The sequence below is a fragment of the Campylobacter sp. JMF_04 NA10 genome (assembly GCF_027737655.1).
Lineage (GTDB): Bacteria > Campylobacterota > Campylobacteria > Campylobacterales > Campylobacteraceae > Campylobacter_B.
On sequence record NZ_JAOVTZ010000004.1, the window covers coordinates 14,075 to 28,663 of the forward strand.

At 42.6% G+C, this 14,589-nt stretch carries 12 protein-coding genes; 10 read left to right on the plus strand and 2 right to left on the minus strand.

Annotated elements, in window-relative coordinates; translation table 11 throughout:
• The first annotated feature begins 182 nt into the window (after positions 1–182).
• The 8 genes from OFO12_RS06080 to OFO12_RS06115 are packed head-to-tail and all read left to right on the plus strand — an operon-like array spanning position 183 to position 9,261.
• Positions 183–1,097, plus strand: coding sequence for a sulfurtransferase (locus OFO12_RS06080; RefSeq protein ID WP_270862659.1), 915 nt, complete (start codon positions 183–185; stop codon positions 1,095–1,097).
• Positions 1,087–1,632 (plus strand): molecular chaperone TorD family protein, encoded by a 546-nt coding sequence (locus OFO12_RS06085; RefSeq protein WP_270869843.1) that lies wholly within the window; start codon positions 1,087–1,089, stop codon positions 1,630–1,632. Before OFO12_RS06080 ends, OFO12_RS06085 begins: the two co-directional genes overlap by 11 nt.
• The gene (gene nrfD / locus OFO12_RS06090; protein ID WP_270869844.1) at positions 1,629–2,759 is read left to right on the plus strand and encodes an NrfD/PsrC family molybdoenzyme membrane anchor subunit; all 1,131 of its coding nucleotides are present in this window, start codon (positions 1,629–1,631) and stop codon (positions 2,757–2,759) included. Before OFO12_RS06085 ends, nrfD begins: the two co-directional genes overlap by 4 nt.
• Positions 2,756–5,014 carry a molybdopterin-dependent oxidoreductase gene (locus OFO12_RS06095; RefSeq protein WP_270869845.1) on the plus strand — a complete coding sequence of 753 codons (2,259 nt, stop codon included), beginning with the start codon at positions 2,756–2,758 and terminating at the stop codon, positions 5,012–5,014. The genes nrfD and OFO12_RS06095 overlap by 4 nt, the downstream gene beginning before the upstream one ends.
• A gap of 1 nt (position 5,015) precedes the next feature.
• On the plus strand, positions 5,016–5,612 hold the full coding sequence (locus OFO12_RS06100) for a 4Fe-4S dicluster domain-containing protein (RefSeq protein ID WP_270858623.1): 597 nt from the start codon (positions 5,016–5,018) through the stop codon (positions 5,610–5,612).
• Positions 5,613–5,621: 9 nt separating this feature from the next.
• Entirely contained in the window at positions 5,622–5,954 is a 333-nt protein-coding gene (locus tag OFO12_RS06105; RefSeq protein ID WP_270869846.1) for a hypothetical protein, read from the plus strand.
• Positions 5,954–7,756, plus strand: coding sequence for a hypothetical protein (locus OFO12_RS06110; RefSeq protein ID WP_270869847.1), 1,803 nt, complete (start codon positions 5,954–5,956; stop codon positions 7,754–7,756). The genes OFO12_RS06105 and OFO12_RS06110 overlap by 1 nt, the downstream gene beginning before the upstream one ends.
• Positions 7,744–9,261, plus strand: coding sequence for a hypothetical protein (locus tag OFO12_RS06115; protein WP_270869848.1), 1,518 nt, complete (start codon positions 7,744–7,746; stop codon positions 9,259–9,261). The genes OFO12_RS06110 and OFO12_RS06115 overlap by 13 nt, the downstream gene beginning before the upstream one ends.
• Before the next feature lie 55 nt (positions 9,262–9,316).
• Here the strand turns inward: OFO12_RS06115 and tpx are convergent, their stop codons facing one another.
• A complete protein-coding gene (tpx, locus tag OFO12_RS06120; protein ID WP_270862651.1) occupies positions 9,317–9,814 on the minus strand; it encodes a thiol peroxidase in 498 nt (165 codons plus the stop codon).
• 118 nt (positions 9,815–9,932) lie between these two features.
• On the opposite strand from tpx, the gene OFO12_RS06125 reads away from it, so the two are divergent.
• Positions 9,933–10,967, plus strand: coding sequence for a TM2 domain-containing protein (locus OFO12_RS06125; RefSeq protein WP_270869849.1), 1,035 nt, complete (start codon positions 9,933–9,935; stop codon positions 10,965–10,967).
• A gap of 9 nt (positions 10,968–10,976) precedes the next feature.
• Complete coding sequence (locus tag OFO12_RS06130) at positions 10,977–11,462, plus strand: DUF805 domain-containing protein (protein WP_270869850.1); 486 nt, start codon at positions 10,977–10,979, stop codon at positions 11,460–11,462.
• 606 nt (positions 11,463–12,068) lie between these two features.
• Here OFO12_RS06130 and OFO12_RS06135 read toward each other — a convergent pair.
• On the minus strand, positions 12,069–14,585 hold the full coding sequence (locus OFO12_RS06135) for a molybdopterin guanine dinucleotide-containing S/N-oxide reductase (protein ID WP_270869851.1): 2,517 nt from the start codon (positions 14,583–14,585) through the stop codon (positions 12,069–12,071).
• Positions 14,586–14,589: the final 4 nt, after the last annotated feature.

Sequence of the window (14,589 nt, forward strand, 5' to 3'; positions counted from 1 at the left end):
AAAATAAATTATTAACACAAAAGTAAATGAAAATTTAATATTTCTAAATTTTTCACATTTTTTGTGACAAAATCACGGAAAATTTTAATCTAACTTATAAAATTTCGATAAATTTTTAATTTAATATTACTAAATTTTGTTACAATTTTTTTTTGCAACAATTTCATTTTTAAGGAGATATCATGAAATTACTTACTTCATCATTACTAGCGGCTGCTTGCACATGCGCATTTGCCCTAGATTTACCACAAAACAAGGTCGTAGATGTCGAGTGGCTAAAAGCAAATTTGGCTGATAAAGACCTAGTTTTAATCGACCTTCAAGAAGGCGAAGGATACGGCGCAGGTCATATCAAAGGCGCAGTTGCTTGGAAAGAGGCTGATTTCAGAGAGGCAAGAGGCGAAATGCCAGGATTTATCGCTTCTCCGACTACGGTTGAGAGATTATTTCAAAAAAGCGGTATCAAAGATACTAGCGCAGTAGTTTTCTACAACGACGCAAAAGCCGCTCCTGATTATACGCTTTCAACTTTGGCTCTATTCGTATCTGAATACTACGGCCTTACAAACACAGCGATTTTAAACGGCGGAATTGACGCTTGGAAAAAAGCTGGTGGTGAGCTAAGCACAGAGGCCGCCACACCAGAAAAAAGCGATTTTAAAATCACTAAATTTAACAAAGACATCGTTGCGACTGCTTACGATATCGACGAGGCTGTGGTTACAAACAGCGTAGCGCTAATTGACGGCAGAATCGAAGCTCAATACTCTGGCGAAAAAGCTCACCCAAAAGCAGCCAAAGCAGGACACTTAGAGGGCGTTGATGGAAATATCTTTATCGGCAAACTTGCCAAAGAAAACGACGGCGTTTTTTATATCAACACTGACAAAGAAGCTGTTGGCGAGCTATTTAAAACAGCTGGTCTAGATCCAAACGCACCACAAATTTGGTATTGCAACACAGGCTGGCACGCAAGTGGTGGCTGGTTTGCGACAAAATACATCATGGGAAATGACAAAGTCAAAAACTACGAAGCAAGCATGGTCGAGTATTCGAACCTGCCAAAAAGAAAAGTGCTAAAAGGCGATGAAAAATAATCAAATTTCGATTGATTGCCTAGACTTATGCGCCGACCTGCTCGCCTTTCCAGCGGAGGGTTGGCGCGAGAAATACTGCGCGCTTGGCGAATTTGCAAACGGCGAATTTGCCAAGCGCTTCAATAAATTTTCAAATTGCAAATTTAACGATTTTAAAACGCCAAATTTAGACGAAATTATCAGCAATTACATTTTTTATTTTGATTTAAACTCAGCCAAATTCGGCACTTCGCTTCTAGCTGGGGTTTGGTTAGATAAAAAAATGTTTGGCGAGAGTTATAATGAAATTTGCAAATTTTATGAAATTTGTGGTTTTGTGGTGGAAAAAAACTGCGACCACGCCTCAAATTTACTCGCATTTTGCGCGATTTTAGTAGAGCAGGGCGAGTGGGAGAAATTTTTGAAATTTACTAAATTTTTGGACTTTTTAGAGCCTTTGAGTAAAAATTTAGCAAATTTTGAAAATTTAAAAGAATTTGAGTTTATTTTAAATTTTGCCAAATTTTTAATATCAAATTTAAAGGAGCAAAGATGACAAAAGTCGCCAAAACCCCGAAATTTGGGCTTCTTTTTCTATCACTTGCGCTGTGCGCAGTGGGGCTCGTGGGGATTTGTAGCGTGTTTTTAAATGGCCAAGAGGCTAGCTACAATGTCAGCCGCGAGGTTCCGCTTGGGCTTTTGCTTATGGGATATGCCTTTTTTGTGGGCATTAGCGTAGGAGTTGCCACGATTAGCACGGCTGATCATCTTTTTGGATTTCACGCATTTTCTAAAATTTCACGCCATTTACAGCTTTTAGCTATTGCTGCGCTTTTAGCGGCGTTTTGGCTGATTTTTTGGGAGCTTGGAAGCCCTTTTAAACTGCAAGTTTTGCGCTTCGTAAGGTATTACTTTAATTTCGCGGTAGAAAGCCCGATTTGGTGGATGAGCACTTTTTATCTCATCGAAACTCCGCTTTTGATAATCGAGCTAATTTTAATGCTAAAAAACAGCGAAAAAGCTTCGTTCCTAGCAGGAATTGTAGCTTTTATAATGGGAATAATCGCTTTTAGCACACTCTCAATGGTCTTTGCCGTAAATGCAGCCAGACCGATTTGGAATACGCCAAGCTTTACCATTTCATTTATTTTTGGAGCTTTGATTTGCGGCATAAGCGTGATTTTTGCCTTTGTTTATCTGACAAAAAAGAGCCTAAATGAGCGAATTTTGCGAAATTTGAATATTTTTATGTTTTTGCTTCTTTTGGCTGTTTTATTTATAAATTTTTGGAACGCGGTAATTTCAAGCTATGGCGCAGGAAGTTATTTGGCAAAAAATTTCGAAGTTTTCACAAACGGAAATTTATCGTTTAATTTCTATTTTTTTGAAATTTGCATTGGAATTTTACTTCCGATGATTTTGTTAATTTTATCTAAATTTAACAATCTCAAATTTAGCGTAATTGCCGGAATTTTAGCCATTATCGGCGTATTTTTTGCTAGGTTTGACGGCATTATTGGCGGTCAGCTTGTGAGAGTCGAGAGCGAATTTTTGGGCAAAATCGAGTTTGGCTCATACTGCCCAAGCGTGGCAGAAATTACGATTTTTATCTCAGGCATTGGCGTAATGCTCTTTATTTACGCACTTGGAAAAACATTTTTAAATTTGGAGAGTGAAAAATGAGAGAGCTTAAAATAACAAGACGAAATTTCCTAAAAATGGCTTCGAGTGTCGCAGTAGCTGGGACTGCTGGGCTTAGCGGACTTCCGAATCCGCTAATGGCAAAAACTCACAAAAACTCGCCCGAGCTTTCAAATTTATTAGAATACGACGAGGGGGTAAAAACACCAAATTACTGCGAAATGTGTTTTTGGAATTGTGGCGTAAATGTTTTTACAAGGGACGGCAAAATTCACAAAATCGAAGGAAACAAACTAAATCCATACAATTACGGCACGATTTGCGCTAAGGGAAATGCGGGGGTTTATTCTACTTACGATCCAGATCGCTTAAAATACCCGATGATTAGAGTCGGTAAGCGGGGCGAAGGCAAATGGAAAAAGGTCAGCTGGGACGAAGCGTTTGACTTCGTGCATGAAAATTTAGAAAAAATCATCGACAAATACGGCGCAAAAAGCATTGCAGCATTTGCTCATGGTAGCTGTTCAAGCTATTTTCATAAATTTGCTAGCTTGCTTGGCACTCCAAATGTAAGCTACGCTTCATTTTCTGAGTGTCGTGGCAGTAGAGCGATTGGCTGGTCTTTGACATTTGGCGGTGGCGGTATCGGGGGTCATGAAAACTACGACATGGCAAACACCAAATATATGATTTTATTTGGTAGAAATATGGCAGGAGCGATTCAGGTTAGAGAAGCAAGAGATTTTATGGAAGGCCTAGCAAATGGCGCAAAACTCGTCTATGTAGATCCACGCCAAAGCGAAAGTGCCGTTAGAGCGCACAAATGGCTTCGCATAAAACCGGGGTGCGATATGGCACTAGCACTAGCACTAATCCATGTCATAATTAGAGATAATCTAGCAAATATGGAATTTATCAATAAATACTGCTACGGCTTTGATAAACTAGCCCGTCATGTCAAACAATACACCCCAAAATGGGCAGAAGAAATTTGCGGTATAAAAGCCGAAGAGATAGAAGAAGTAGCGTGGGAATTTGCGAAATTTGCCCCGCATGTCCTAGCTATCGCGCCGCGTAGATTTTCAAGATACGCAAACGATACGCAAACAGCAAGAGCGATTGCGATATTAAATGCGATTATGGGAAATTATGGCGTAAAGGGCGGAACTTGGGTAAATCAAAGCATAAATTTAGCCAAGCTCCCAAAAGATGATGAAGCACCGGCTGTAAGGGAGCCAAGGGCTGATGGCGTTGGGGTTAGGTGGCCGTTTAATCCGCCAAATTTAGGGCTAAGTGGCGAAATTTATCGCGCGACTTTAAGCGAACAGCCATATCCGATAAAAGCGTGGCTGACCTACGATACAAATCCGCTAGGACACACGGCAGTCGAAGCAAACGGAGTTATGAAATCAATCGAAAAGCTAGATTTTTTAATGGCAATCGATACGCAGATGAACGATTTTTGCGCGTATTGTGATATAGTTTTGCCTGAAAGCACATATTTAGAAAAGGACGACGGGCCATATATCCAAAAATACGATGTGCCGTTTGTGGCTGTAAGAAAGGCTGCGATTAAGCCATTGCACGATACCAAGCATGTTTTTGACATAGTGCGTGGGATTTGCAAACGCTTTGATATGGACGAGTATTTTACCATTTCGCCAAGCGATGCGATAAATAATTTCGTAAATTCGCTTAGCCCCGAAGATAAAGAAAAATTTGAAAAAGACGGCATTTTGTGCGATTATTTAGCCGATGCGTATCCGCAAAGTAGCGGTAAGCCACTAAGCTTCCCTACCAGCACGGGTAAAATTCATCTCTACAACCCTGATATGGAAAAAATGTATGAAGAATATGGCGATGTCTGTGCGCCACTACCTACTTGGGTAGCACCACCACAGCCAAAAGAAGGTGAATTTAGACTTTTATTTGGCAGGGGTCCTGCTCACTCACATGCAAGAAGCCAAAATAACAAGCTCTTACTCGAACTTGAAGATGATAGCCCGATTTGGATAAATCCTGATGATGCTGCAAATTTAGGTTTAAAAACTGGCGATAAAGTCATAATGATAAATGCTAAAACAGGGCTCAAATCAAAACCGCAAAATATAAAAATCACAAAGCGAATAACGGCTGGAAATGTCTTTATCCACCACGGCTTTGGGCATGTTAGCAAAGAGTGGAGTAACGGCTTTGATAAAGGCATTAGCGATGTTTATTTTTGTAGTAATGACATTGACCCAGTAAGTGGTTGTAGCGGTTTAAACAACGGCTTTGTTAGACTTGAAAGGGCGTAAGATGAACTCACTAATAAATAAAAATCACAAAAAAGAAAAAAATCTAGCTATGGTGATTATCGGCGATCGCTGTATCGGGTGTGATGCGTGTTATGTAGCGTGTAAAACCGAGTGGGAAGTGCCGCTTTTCAAAGAAGCGTATCGCACAAGGGTTTTTGAAGTCGAAAACGAAGACAACGCAGGAAATCCGATTTTAAATTTCTTGCCTGTGCTTTGCAACCACTGCGAAAATTCCCCATGCGTGGCAGTTTGCCCGACAGAAGCTAGTTTCAAGCGTGAAAAAGACGGCATCGTCATCGTCGATCCGTCTCTTTGCATAGGTTGCAAAGCTTGTATGGTAGCCTGTCCGTATAATGCCAGATATTACGATGAACACAAACAAAGCGTCGATAAATGCACATTTTGCGCCCCAAGAGTGGATAAAGGTTTGCTTCCGGCTTGTGTAACTACCTGCGTGGGAAAATCGCGAAATTTTGGCGATTTAAATGACCCAAATAGCGATGTTTCGCAAATTTTGGCTAAGGCGACAAGTATAACTCGCCTAAAAGAAAGCGACGGCTTAGAGCCAAATGTTTATTATGTGACGATAAATTCATAGGAGTAAATGATGAAAAAGATAATTTTAAGCATGGTTTTACTTTGCAGTTTTGGCTTTGCGGAGAATTTACAAAGCTACAATACTTCAAAAGTGCAGGCGGAGCATTTTGTAAATTTATCACGCGAAGCTGTGGCAAAAAACAATCTCACACTTGCTAGGGCATACGCAAAAAAGGCAATCCAAGCAGACGCTTACAACAAAAAAGCGTGGGAAAGCTATGATGATGTTATCCAACGCCTAGCTGATGAAGGCATGATAGATGAATTTGGCGCCAAAGCCGATGAAAGCGAAGCCGCCGCACCAAAAGCTAGTGGCGCACCAGCGCAGTTTGAGGGTTGCTAGTGAGAAGAATTTGCGAAATTTTAAAAAAGCTGAATTTTAAAATTTTCGCAAATTTTGCCATTTTGTTTTTTTCGCTAAGTGCATTTTCGCAGATAAACTCATGCACCGCTTGCCACGAAAATTACGGCTCACTAAGCCCCTCACACGATGAGGTTGCCTGTCAGAGTTGCCATGGGGGCAACGAGATTGCTAGCGAAAAATCGCTCGCTCACATCGCCCTAATCCCAAATCCAGCCACACTAGAAAACGCCAAAAGCCGTTGCGCGCGCTGTCACAAGGACCAAATCGCCCGCGTCGTAACCACGCCAATGCAAACCCAAAATCCAATCAAGCAAAATTTGCTAGGTGAGTGGGCGAAGCAGGGCGCGAGCTCTGATTTTAGCGCAGAGCAAATCGAAAAATTCGCCAAGGACCACTACGCCAAAGCCTGCGCCAGCTGCCATATCTCGCAAGAAAAAGAGGTTTTTATAAATCAAAATATCGCCAAAGGTGGCGGGTGTGGGGCGTGTCATAAGGCTTCGAATTTAGATGAAAATTTCTTGCTCTCGCCATTTTTTGCTAACAAAAATGCAAATTCTGCGCCAAATTTAAGCACAAATTCCAGCGTAAATTCCAGCGCGCACGCAACCTCCCCAAACACTGCGCCCAAAACCCACACGCGATTTTCCACCGCAATCCCTAGCCAAAACTGCCTAGCCTGCCACAACCGCTCGGCTCGCATTGGTTTTGCGTATTATGGAAAATTCGAAAGCGAGGGAAGCAAAGCGCCTTTCGAGCAGAGCCATACGCTATCTGACGGGCGCCATTTTCACGATTTGCGCGCCGATATTCACTACGAAAGGGCAGGGTTAGAGTGCGTGGATTGCCACACTAGCCTTGGGGTAATGGGCGATAAGAAAAACCACGCAAATATGAGAAAGGCCGTGATTATCGCGTGCGAGGACTGCCACGCGCCAAATTTTGCCCCGCCAAACGAGACGGCGCGAAATTTAGCAAAAACAAATCCAAATATCCCAGATAGCGTGCTCATCGCCTACACAAAAAAGGGAAATTTCCCACTTTACAATGTCGCCAAAGTGGGCGAAAAAGCAGTCCTTACGCGCAAAAAAGACGGAGCAAAATTTGAAATTTCAGCGCTAAAACACCCTGCACACGAGCCTTTGCACGCAAATTTATCCTGCCAAGCCTGCCACGAAAAAAGCGTAGCAAGCTGTTTTGGTTGCCACGAGCAAAGATTTGCGGGCGCAAAGCAGTTTGAGTGGCAAAAGGGCGAATACAGCGAGGGTGCATGGAGCGAAATGCGCAGTTTTTTGCGCTTCGAAGACCCCGCTTTGGGCGTGAGAAATGACGGCAAAATCGCAAACCTCGCCCCAGGCTGTCAGGTCGTGGCTAGTATCTACGAAAATGGCACCACGAAGCACTTTGACGCCCTTAGCCTAGCTAGCTGGGCGCAACACAGCGTTGGCAAGAGCAAAACCTGCGTCTCTTGCCACTTCTCGCCCTCTTCGCTTGGGCTTGGGCGTGGGGTTTTGGGCTATAAAAACGGCGAGATTTCATTTAGCCCAAATTTGGCAAATTTTGGTGAGTTAAATTTCGCCCTTGACGCCTTTGCTAGCCCAAAAGGAGCGCAAAATCAAATCATTTCTAAAAACGATTCCACGCTAAGCTTAACTCAAATGAAAAAAATCCTTGACGCCTATGCCTGCGCCATTTGTCACGATCGCTACGATGATAAAATTTATGCCGATTTTAACGCCTCAAAAGCGAAATTTAGGGCAGGGGAGACGAAATGTTTAGAGTGATAAATTTGATATTTTTTGCGCTTTTAAATTTCGCTTTTTCTCAAAATTTATCCTGCCAAAACTGCCACAGCGTGGAAAAATTTGACGCGCAAAATCACAACTTTTCATGCGAAAGTTGTCATAAAAGTAAAATTTCACCCTCAGATTTCCCGCAAAGCTTAGCCAAATTTGGCGGATTTTCGCACGAAAATATCATCGCTCACCCAGCAAGCCCCGCGCATTATGGCGAGTTTTGTGGCAGCTGTCACGCGAAGCAAATCAGCGAATTTGAAAAAAGCAACCATTTCACGCACAAAAACGAGATAAAAACGATTTTTAGCGCATTTAACATGGATTTAAATCTTAGTTTGCAAGATTTTTTAAGCCAAAATTTGCCAAATTTAAACGCAAAAGAGCGCGTGGTAGCGGACTTCGTGGAGCGCAAATGCCTCAAATGCCACGCCTATGATAATGGCGAGAGTTCCTTGTTTTCCGCTCACGGAAAGGGTTGCATGGCATGCCACGCTAGCTACGCACCCAGCGCGCAATACAGCGGCAGCGACGCGAATACTAGCGCGCGCCCGCACTCGCGCACTCACACGCTCTCGCGCGCAGATAATGAAGTTTGCGCCTCTTGCCACAACAAATACTTCATCGGCGCCGATTTTATGGGGCTTTTCCCACATAACACCCACAAAGACTACCGCACGCCGTTGCAAAAAAATGGAAATTTCCCAGGGCTACGACATGGCGTGACATACGCAAATTTGCGCCCTGACGCACATTTTAGCGCGGGGCTAGTGTGCGCGGATTGCCACAAAATGAGCGAAACCAAAAGCTGTGAAAGTTGCCACGAAACCGCCACGCAAAATAACACCTCGCACAAATTCCACCAAAATTTGGAGTGCGCCACCTGCCACAGCGCATGGGGCGGGAGTTTTTACGAACTAAATGCTATGCTTGATTTTAGCAAGGATTACGAAAACTGGCAAAATTTAATCGAATTTGACGCGAGCGCCAAGCGATTTAACGCACGCGCCCTGCGCCAAAATACACGCCCTGCGCCATTTTCGCGCACGCTTAGGGGCGAGAGAAAACCTGGCATTTGGCATAGCGCATTTAGTTTAGAACGCTTCGAAAATGTCCTTTTGGTGCGCAAAAATAACGGCAAAATCGGCCTTGCGCGTCCTGTGTTTGGATATAATCTTAGCATAAAAGATGAAAATGCTAGCGTGGCTAAATTTGGCGAGAGTGGCGAGAAATTCGAGGTTTGGAAGCCATTTTCGCCTCATAGCGTGCAAAAAATCGGCAAATCCTGCGAAGCCTGCCACGAAAACGATTTGCAAAATGGCGTGAATTATGGCGGTATTAGCGAGCTTTTCGCGCCTAAATTTTGCGAAAATCCTAGGCAAAAAAACTGCGCCAAACTGCTTGACGCTAGCCCTTTAAACGAGCGTGAAATGCAAAATTTGAAGTCGATTTTATACAAAAAAACAAGAGCGAAGGAAATTTTAAATCTAAATTAGAAATTCCGCAAATTTTGCGGAATTTCGCTGTATTTTTAAGGGGGAAGCTAAAAATTTATGCGTTTTTTGCAGCCTCTAAAACTGCTTCGTAGTTCGGCTCTTCGGTGATTTCAGCCATGATGTCTTTGTATGCGATTACGCCGCCGCTGATGACGAAAACCGCTCTTGCATTTAGCCCAGCTAGCGCGCTATCTTCGATTAAAATTCCATAGCTTTTGGCGAATTTTTTCGCTCTAAAATCGCTTGCTGTGCGCAAGTTTTCGATACCCTCTGTCGTGCAAAATCTGCCCATCGCAAACGGCAAATCCATTGAAACCACGATTACTTCGGTATTTGGCAAGCTTGCTGCTTTTTCGTTGAATTTGCGAGCCTCGCTAGCGCAAACTGGCGTATCTAACGACGGAACGGCTACGATGATTTGTTTTTTCTCGCTTTTTCCGATTACGATATCTTCTAAATCTTTCCCAGCGACTACGACTTCTGGCGCAGCCTCACCTACTTTTACTTCATTTCCGCCCAAATTTACGGGGTTTCCTAAAAATTTTACTTGCATTTTTTCTCCTTGTAAAAAATAAAACACATTTTATCTCATAAAATTTAACAGATTATTTTTTGGCGCAAAATTTTAAAATTTGGCTATAATTTCGCCCAAATTTAAAAAAAGGAAATCCATGCAAACCCTCCCGCAAAACGCGCCTAAATTTCACCTCAACACCGCCTACACGCTGTATTTGACGCTAGGGGTTTTTAGTGCGCACAGATTTTATCTGAAAAAAAATGTAAGCGCGATTTTCCAGCTTCTTGGCGGATTTGGGTTTATCATCTTTGTCTGCTTTTTGGTGGCGTATGCTTTGATATCAAACGATAGCGCGCTCGAAATTTTGCGCTCCATAAGGCCAAGCCTCGAATTTGACGACCAAGATACACTTAGGGCTAGGGAAAATTTAATAAAACCGATTATGGTCTTTGCACTGCCAAATTTAGCCTATTTGGCGTGGATTATTTATGATTTTTTCAATTTAGAAAAAATGGTAGATAGCGCAAATCTTAGCGCAGGGTGCGAGATCGAAAATATGAACGAAAATCCCAGCGAAAGCCTAAATTTAGAGGAAAAAAGCGCGAATTTAGCCTCGGCTAGACAGCTAGCTTACATTGGGTGCGGACTTTTGATTTTAATGGCAGTTTTAAACATTTTTGGCACCAAGATTAATGGCGCCGAACTCGCCTCAACAGCGGGGCAAATCTGCCTAGCAATGAGCGCGTATTTCATCGCTAGCACAATTTGCTCAAAGACGCTTTTGCGAAATTTAACCCTTTTTGTCGTATTTGACGGCCTTGCGCTAATCCCGTTTTTGATGATGATGTTTGGGGATAAAAGTCTGATTGCATTTGTTTTCGGCGCAGTATTTACGGGGCTTGGCGCATGCTTTGCACTGCTGATTTACAAAGAGCTTTTCCAGACAAGCGGGTGCGAAATTTTCGTTAAGGCGTTTTTTGTATATGCGCTCTCGTGCGTGATTGGGCTAGTTTTAGTCTATTTTAATCCGATTTTAGCGATAATCGCGGTGCAAATTTGCTCGATTATAAATTCGCTTTTTATCATTGCTTGTGCCAAAGATAGCCGAAATTTCGAAATTTCGAAAAACAACTATTATTTTTCGAATTTGAAATTTCACATTAGCGAATTTAACAAAATCAAATCATAAGGAGAAAAAATGATGAGTTTTGGCGAGGCGATTAGCGTTTGCCTCAAACAAAAATACGCCACATTTTCTGGCAGGGCTAGCAGAAGCGAATTTTGGTGGTTTTACCTTTTTACCGTTTTGGTCAGTATCGTCACGAGCGTAATCGACAATGTCCTTGGCACAAATATCCTAATCGGCACATACCCGAAAGGAAATCCGAAGCTTTTGGGCATAATTTCAGCGATTGTAAGCTTAATCTTGTTTGTTCCGACACTAGCGGCTACTTTTAGACGACTTCACGATAGAAACAAAACAGGCTGGTTTGCAGGCGGAGCGATGATTGCGCTTATTCTTGGCATAGCGCTAAAATCCGCGCTAATCTTGCTAGTTGGCGGTTTGGGACTTTTTGTTTTTGTCTTGGTTATGTTGATTTTACCAGGCGATAATGGCACCAACGATTATGGCGCAGACCCGCTTAATCCAAATAGTGGCAATGGAAATATTTTCGTTCCGTGAATTTGAGAAATTCACGGAAACACTGCACCGAAATTTAACTTACTTCGCAAAGAAACGCAAAGCATTTCCGTAAAAATAAAACCAGCTAAATTTTAAAAAGCAACGCTTTTTAAAATTTAGCTACCTTGTAAAGCGTCGTCGGGGGAAATTCGCACGATGCAAAAGGCGCGAACAGCGCTTTTGCGTGCGAATTAAATGCAGGGGGAAGGGGCGCGACCTCGCAAAATGAGCGTAGCGACGGCGACAGCCGGCATTTCTTGCGAGCGAAGCGAAGCAGAGTAATTCAAGCTCCCTTCCCCCTTACGAGAAAAGCACAGCGCAGGTTAAATTCACAAAATCGTTCAATGCTAAATTTAGGTTGAATTTTGAATTTAAATTTTTCTGGATTGCTTCGCTCGTTATACTCGCTCGCAATGACACGAAATTCGCGTTTTGGTAATTTTCACTCGTAGATTGACTTCGCCTACGGCTCGTCCAAATGCCCCTTCGCTTCGCTCGGGTCGCTACGCTCATTTTGCTTCGCTTTCTACGAAAGCTCGCAATGACAAATCAAACATAGATTTAAAAAAGTAAAAATTTAGCCAGATTTCTCTGGCTAAATTTGGGTTATTTCGCACCTTTTGGCGGCATAAACGCAGTTAGCGTAATGTCTTCGCCGTCTTTTGGTTTATAAGGCTCGATATTTACAAGGCAAGTGTGAGAGATATTTCCGTTGGCTAGTTTGCTTGTCGGAATATCGATAGTAAGCACATTTGCCGAGCCGTTTTTGCAAAGTCCGTTTTCGTTTGGATCATACCAAGCACCTTCGCATAGTTTTACGACATTTCTTGGAGTGTCATCATTTACAACCGCACCTGCTAGCACTTCGCCCCTAGCATTGAAAACTCTTACCAAATCGCCATTTTTGATACCTAGCTCTTTTGCGTCTTCTTCGTTGATGAAAATCGGCTCACGACCTGCTACTGCATAGCTATCTCTTAGCTTAGTTTGGTTTTGTTGTGAGTGTAAGCGATCATTTGGGTGTGGGCTTATCATGTGGAACCTAGCTGGTTTATCCTTCATACCTAGCCACTCGATTGGCTCAAACCATGTCGGGTGAGCCTTGCAGTCATCATAGCCCATTTTTTCGATTGTTTCAGAGTAAATTTCGATTAGTCCGCTTGGTGTGCCAAGTGCATTTAAAATCGGATCTTCTCTAAAATCTGCAAAAGTTACATAGCTTTCGCTCTCCATTGTAGGGAAAAATTCGGTCGGTTCGTTTTTGTTCCACCACTCTTCGAAACTTGGCATTTTTATTCCCAAAGCTTCGTTTGCATTTACTTGATTTGCCGCTGTTTCATAAAACTCTTTTATCCAGTCCATTTCGGTTTTGCCACCTTCTGTGTAGGCTTCTGCAAGTCCGTCTGCATAAGCTTTACACAAATCAACGAAAACTTGATAATCATCTTTTGCGCCAAATTGTTTTTCTACGACCTGTTTTTGTGGGACGATATGCATATTTGTGTAGTCCCCTGTCATAGAAATGTCGTTTCTCTCATACGAGCTAGTTACCGGGAACACGATGTCAGCCATTTTCGCTGTCGGTGTCCAGTAAATTTCATTTACGACGATAGTTCGCGGTTTTCGCCAAGCTTTAACATTTTTATTTGTGTCTTGTTGTTGAGTTAGTGGATTTCCGCCGACCCAGTAGATAAAATCCATATCAGGATATGTGATTTTATTTCCGTTATCATCAAGTGTGGCACCCGGATTTAGCAAAGCATCAGCATTTCTAGCGACAGGATATGACATCAAAGCAGTATTTGATAGCCAAGATTGCGCTGCATTTTCTTTTGCGCCATCAGCATTAGCAGGACCCATATATTTGCCGTCTTTGATAACGCCTACGCTTCCTGCGTTGATTGTTTTAATTACGCCACCAACGCAACTTGGCGTTCCGCCGTTTGCATAGTGATAGCTAAATCCAAATCCACCGCCAGGAAGTCCAATCTGACCAAGCATACTAGCAAGAGTTACTATCATCCAATGCACTTGTTCGCCGTGGTGCGCTCTTTGCATACCCCAACCAGCCATAATCATAGTGCGATTATCAAAGAATTTTTCAGCTAATTCTTTTATAACTTTTGCTTCGATTCCGCAAATTTTCTCTGCCCACTCAGGTGTTTTTTCTACGCCGTCTTCTTTGCCTAGTAAATACTGCTCAAATTTATCAAAGCCAACGGTGTAAGTGCTTAAAAATTCTTTATCATATTTGCCTGATTTTAGTAGGTGATTTGCCATAGCTAACATCATCGCAACATCGGTATTTGGAGTAGGTCTGATATGAGTAGCTTTGCCTTCAAAAAATTTAGTTGTGATTGTTTTGAGCGGATCGATGATGATGATTTCTTTACCGCTATCACGCAATTTTTCAAAATATTTAAACGAACCTTCATCAGAAACCGTAAATGACAAACGCAAAGTGCCGATTGGATTCATACCCCAAAGCACGACGACTTTTGAGTTTTCTAAAACCACAGGCCAAACGGTTTGTTGCTCATAAACTTGGCTAGATCCCACGACATGTGGCAAAATCACTTGCGCAGCACCGGTTGAAAAATCCCCGGTAACGCCCACAAAACCGCCTGTCATATTCATAAATCTATGCAAAAGCGTCCTTGCCATACCAAGTGCGCCTGAGCTTTGCCAAGCGTAGCTTCCTGCGCAAATGCTATTCATACCTTTTTGTTCGCGTGTTTTTTTAAGTTCTTTTGCGACAAGTTTGATAGCCTCTTCATAAGGCACTTCTACCCACTCGTCCTTACCGCGAAGCTCTGGTTTTGGGCTATCTGGGTTTTCAAGGTAGCTTTTGCGAACCATTGGAGCTTTGATTCTTGCTTTATAAACCAAATCGTCCATAGCTGTTTGCAAAGGATTTGGCACATTGGAAGTTTTTTTCCAAGCCTGTGATTTTACGATTTTGCCGTCTTTTACGGTAGCTTTTAAAATTCCCCAGTGTGCTCCTGTGATGACTTCGCCGTTTTTAACCAAAGCGGTATTTGCCTCTGCCCCAAGGGCAAAATTTGGAATTGCGCTAGCAGCACCCAGAGCGACGCTACCTTTTAAGAAACTTCGTCTTTTCATCTTT